At 66.3% G+C, this 4,579-nt stretch carries 5 protein-coding genes; 4 read left to right on the plus strand and 1 reads right to left on the minus strand.

Features of this window, described 5'->3' with window-relative positions; genetic code table 11:
• Both V7D69_RS15340 and V7D69_RS15345 read left to right on the plus strand, forming a co-directional pair.
• Positions 1-223, plus strand: a 223-nt coding sequence (locus V7D69_RS15340) for an oxidoreductase C-terminal domain-containing protein (protein ID WP_333606238.1), incomplete at its 5' end; no start/stop codon positions are given.
• A 3-nt stretch (positions 224-226) separates the two neighbouring features.
• A complete protein-coding gene (locus V7D69_RS15345; RefSeq protein WP_333606239.1) occupies positions 227-1,507 on the plus strand; it encodes an MFS transporter in 1,281 nt (426 codons plus the stop codon).
• On the opposite strand, the gene queG is transcribed toward V7D69_RS15345, so the two are convergent.
• Positions 1,497-2,609: a tRNA epoxyqueuosine(34) reductase QueG gene (gene queG / locus V7D69_RS15350; RefSeq protein ID WP_324064442.1), complete on the minus strand. Its 1,113-nt coding sequence runs from the start codon at positions 2,607-2,609 to the stop codon at positions 1,497-1,499. The genes V7D69_RS15345 and queG overlap by 11 nt on opposite strands.
• Here queG and V7D69_RS15355 point away from each other — a divergent pair.
• Together V7D69_RS15355 and V7D69_RS15360 are read left to right on the plus strand one after the other, a co-directional pair.
• On the plus strand, positions 2,608-3,615 hold the full coding sequence (locus tag V7D69_RS15355) for an ABC transporter ATP-binding protein (protein WP_414691019.1): 1,008 nt from the start codon (positions 2,608-2,610) through the stop codon (positions 3,613-3,615). The genes queG and V7D69_RS15355 overlap by 2 nt on opposite strands.
• The coding region (locus V7D69_RS15360) for an ABC transporter permease (RefSeq protein WP_333606240.1) at positions 3,612-4,579 on the plus strand (968 nt) is incomplete at its 3' end. The genes V7D69_RS15355 and V7D69_RS15360, both read left to right, overlap by 4 nt.

Genomic DNA, 4,579 nt, shown 5'->3' on the forward strand with positions numbered 1-4,579 from the left:
GACCGCCGGTCTGAATGTCGGCTTCGACAAGACGGTGACGCGGGGCAACCCGGACGAGCGCGCCTTCTCGGTGGTCTATCTGAAGCAGGGCAGGGTAGTCGCGCTCGATTGCGTGAATGCGGTCAAGGACTATGTGCAGGGCCGCAAGCTGGTGGAGGCGGGCGCCGCGCCCGACATCGGGCAACTCGCGGACAAGGACGTGCCGCTGAAGGAATTGATCTAGCCGGTGAACGCCTATCGCCGCAATGCGCGTATCCTGATCGCCAGTCTCGTTGGCACGGCCGTCGAGTTCTATGACTTTTACGTTTACGCCACGGCCGCAGCGCTGGTGTTCGGCCCGCTGTTCTTCCCGGTGCATTCGGCCTCGATGCAGCAGTTGGCGGCTTATGCCAGCTTCGGCGTGGCGTTCGTCGCCCGCCCGGTCGGCGCGGCGGTCTTCGGGCACTTCGGCGATCGGGTGGGGCGCAAGTCCACTCTGGTCGCCTCGCTCTTGCTGATGGGCGCGGCCACCGTGTTGATCGGCACCCTGCCCACTTACCAGAGCGCCGGATGGATCGCGCCGCTGCTGCTATGTCTGCTGCGCTTCTGCCAGGGGCTGGGACTGGGCGGCGAATGGGGTGGGGCGGCGCTGCTGGCCGTGGAGAATGCGCCGCCGGGCTGGAGAGCCCGCTTCGGCATGTTCCCGCAGCTTGGCGCGCCGCTCGGCTTCATTGCGGCCAACGGCCTGTTCCTGATCCTGAGCGCCTGGCTGAACGAGAATGAATTTGCGCGCTGGGGCTGGCGCATTCCTTTCCTGCTCAGCGCTGCGCTGGTGGGCTTTGGGCTGTGGATCCGCTTCCGGTTGACGGATACCCCCGCCGTTTCCTTCGCATTGCACGAGGCGGCGCCCCGGTCCATCCCCCTTGCCGAGCTGTTCGCCACGCATTTGCGCCAGACGCTGGCGGGAACTTTCGCCGTCATTGCCTGCTTCGCGATCTATTACCTGACGACGGCTTTCGCGCTCGGTTACGGCACGGGGACGCTGGGCTATGGCCGCCAGGCGTTCCTCGGTGTCCAACTTTTCGCGATCCTGTTCATGGCATTGGGCATCGTGGTGGCGGGCTATGCCGCGGACCACTGGTCGTCGCGCGGCGTGCTCATTTTCGGAAGCGTTCTGGCGATCGGCATGGGCCTGTTGATGGGGCCGATGTTCGCGGCCGGGTCGCTCGCTGCGATCGGGGCTTTCCTCTCCCTCGGCCTGTTCACTATGGGGTTGGTCTACGGGCCACTCGCCGCGCTTCTGCCGCAGCTCTTCACCGCGCGGGTGCGCTATACCGGTTCGTCGATCGCCTTCAATGTCGGCGGGATCATCGGCGGCGGCTTTGCTCCCGCCGCGGCGCAGGCGTTGGCTGACAAAGGCGGGTTGCTGTTTGTCGGCCTCTATATCAGCGGCGCGGCGATCCTGACGCTGGTGGGGCTGCTCTCTGTTCCGCGCGGCACGGAGCGTGCGTTCGCCGTCAACCGGTGAGCCGCTCCACCGCCCAGGCCGCTGCATCCGCGACTGAAGGGTCCGGATCGGCCAGCAGCGGCTCAACTTGCGCCAGCAGCTCCGGCTGCCCGCTGTTGCCCGCCGCATAAAGGCAGTTGCGCACGAAGCGGTCGCGGCCGATGCGTTTGATCGGGCTGCCGGAGAACAACTGGCGAAAGCCCGCATCGTCAAGCGCCAGCAACTCGGCGAGGCGGGGCGCCACCAATTCACCGCGCGGCAGAAAGGCTTTCATGACACGCGCGGTGGAGGCGAACTTGTTCCACGGGCACACCGCCAAGCAATCGTCGCAACCATAGATGCGGTTGCCCAGCCCCACGCGGAACTCCTCCGGAATCGGCCCCTTGTGCTCGATGGTCAGATAGCTCACGCAGCGGCGGGCATCGAGGCGATAAGGCGCGGGAAAGGCGCCGGTAGGGCAGGCGTCCTGGCAGGCGTGGCACGATCCGCAGCGATCGCGGCCCGGCGTTGACGCGGGCAGATCGAGAGTGGTGTAGATTTCTCCCAGGAACAGCCATGATCCGTGTTCGCGGCTCACCATATTGGTGTGTTTGCCCTGCCACCCCAGCCCTGCCGCCGCCGCCAGGGGCTTTTCCATGACCGGCGCGGTATCGGTGAAGACTTTCACGTCCGCCGGCCCCACCGCGCGCTTGTCCGCCTCGGAAACGATCCAGCGGGCCAGTTGCTTGAGCGCTTTCTTCACGGTGTCGTGATAATCGGCCCCTTGAGCATAGACGGAAATGCGCCCCACTTGCCGCGCTTCGGCCAGCCGCAGCGGATCGGCGGCGGGGGCATAGCTCATGCCGAGGGCGATCACGCTCTTTGCTTCGGGCCACAAGCCGTGGGGCGAACGGCGGTGATGAGCGCGATCCTGCATCCAGCCCATCGTGGCGTGCATGCCCTGTTCCAGCCAGGCATCAAGGCGGGCGGCCTGCGTCGGTTCCTCCTGCGCCGGGGCCACGCCGAACGCGCAAAAGCCCAAGGCACGGGCCTCGGCCTCGACGTCGCGGACGAAGGCGCTTAGCTTGGCTTTAACCGAGCCTGCGCCAGCATTGCCGGAATCGTTGGAGCCGGGGACGTTCATGAAGGCTGAAGTAGGAGATTGGCCGATGCACGGCAACGTGCCAGCCGCCGGACCATCAGCGGAAAAGCGCCCCCTCGCGATCGAGGCGCGCGGTCTCGTCAAGCGGTTCGATGGCTTTACCGCGGTTGACGGGGTGGACCTTTCGGTGCCTGAGGGCGCGGTTTACGGCATTCTCGGCCCTAATGGCGCGGGCAAGACCACAACGCTGCGCATTCTGCTGGGCATCATCGATCCCGATGCGGGCTATCGCCGCATTCTGGGTGCGGAGCGGCCGCACGACGTCGCGCATGCCATCGGCTATCTGCCGGAGGAGCGCGGCCTCTATCCGGCGATGAAGGCGGCTGAGGCCATCGCCTTCGTCGGCGCGCTGCGGGGGTTGCCGCTGAAGGAAGGCCGCCGCCGCGCGCATGAACTGCTGGAACAGCACGGCTTGGGCTATGCTGCGGACCGACAGATCCGCCAGCTTTCCAAAGGTATGGCGCAGCAGGTCCAGATCCTGGGCACCCTGGTCCACAAACCGAGGCTGGTGATCTTCGACGAGCCGTTCTCCGGTCTCGATGCGCTCAATCAGGGCAAGCTGGAGCGGATGATGCGCGCCCTGGCGCAAGAGGGGACGACGGTGATCTTTTCCACGCACGTCATCGCTCATGCTGAAAGGCTCTGCGATGACGTTGCGATCATTGCCGGGGGCAGGGTGCCTTTCGCGGGGCCGGTCGACGTGGCGCGCGATCGCATCGCGGCGCAAGTCCGGCTGGAGACGCGCCACGATGACGGGCCCTGGCGTGCAGCGCTGCCCGCCGATGCCCGGCGGGAGGGTAATTTCTGGCACTTTCCTTTGCCTGAAACCGGTATCGAGCCTTTGTTGCGCGCCCTGATCGAGGGGGAAGCGGGGATCCTTTCGCTTTCGATCGAGCGCGCCGGCCTGCACGACGCGTTCGTTGCCATTGCCGGAGAAGCGGCGGCGCGGGCACTGGAAGAGGAAACACCAGAGGAGATGCGCCGATGAGCAGGGCGGAGCGAACCGGGCGCCTTTCCACTCTTGCTGCTGCCTGGGTGGTTGCCCGGCGCGATTTCGTGGCGATCCTGTTCTCGCGGGCGTTCTTCTTCTTCCTGCTGGGACCGTTGTTTCCGGTGGTCGTAGGCGGGCTGGCGGCCGGGGTCGGTGACCGCGTGCAACAGACGTCGTCGCACCCGCAGGTGGGCGTCGTCATGCAAGGTGGCGATGTCGATGCGATGCTTCGTGCCCGTGATGCCCTGGCCGATCGTCTGGGCGAAGGGCTGCCCGATCTCGTGGCGGTGAAGCGCTTGCGGCCCGGTGAGCGTTACGATCCCGCGCGGCCTCTGGGCGGGCGGCAGGCCGATATCGCCGCGATCCTTTCAGGCTCGCCTCATGCGCCGGTGCTAACCGGACCCAAGGCGCAGATCGAGGAGTGGAGCGGCGCGGTGTCGATGATCGCGGCGCAGGCCGAAACGGGGCCGCTCGGGGCTTGGCCGCAGGTCCGGCCGAGCCCTACCGCCACCAGCAACGCCAGCGAACATGCCGGGCGGCTTAAGACCGCGCAGGCGGCGCAGACGCTGCTGTTCCTGATGACGATGATGCTGGCTGGCATGGTGCTGTCCAACCTGGTGGAGGAAAAGGGCAACAAGATCATCGAGGTTCTGGCCGCGGCGATTCCCATGGAGGCGGTGTTCTTCGGCAAACTTTTCGCGATGCTCGGCGTTTCTCTGGTCGGCATCGCGGTATGGAGCGGGGTGGGTGGCGCGGTCTATCTGGCCGCTGGTCCGGCCATGCCGCAGGTGCCCGTCCCGGCAGTCGGTTGGCCGGTCCTGATCGGGCTGGGGCTGGTCTATTTCGCCATGGCTTATCTGCTGCTCGGCTCGGTGTTCCTGTCGATCGGCTCGATGGCCACCACCGTGCGCGAGGTGCAGACGATCTCGATGCCGGTCACGATGATGCAGCTCATGGTCTT

It is taken from the genome of Novosphingobium sp. (assembly GCF_036733805.1).
Taxonomy (GTDB): domain Bacteria; phylum Pseudomonadota; class Alphaproteobacteria; order Sphingomonadales; family Sphingomonadaceae; genus Novosphingobium.

Bases quoted from the DNA above. Each gene is read 5' to 3' on its own strand.
- V7D69_RS15355 (WP_414691019.1), top strand. From the start codon at position 2,608: ATGAAGGCTGAAGTAGGAGATTGGCCGATGCACGGCAACGTGCCAGCC.
- queG (WP_324064442.1), bottom strand. From the start codon at position 2,609: ATGAACGTCCCCGGCTCCAACGATTCCGGCAATGCTGGCGCAGGCTCG.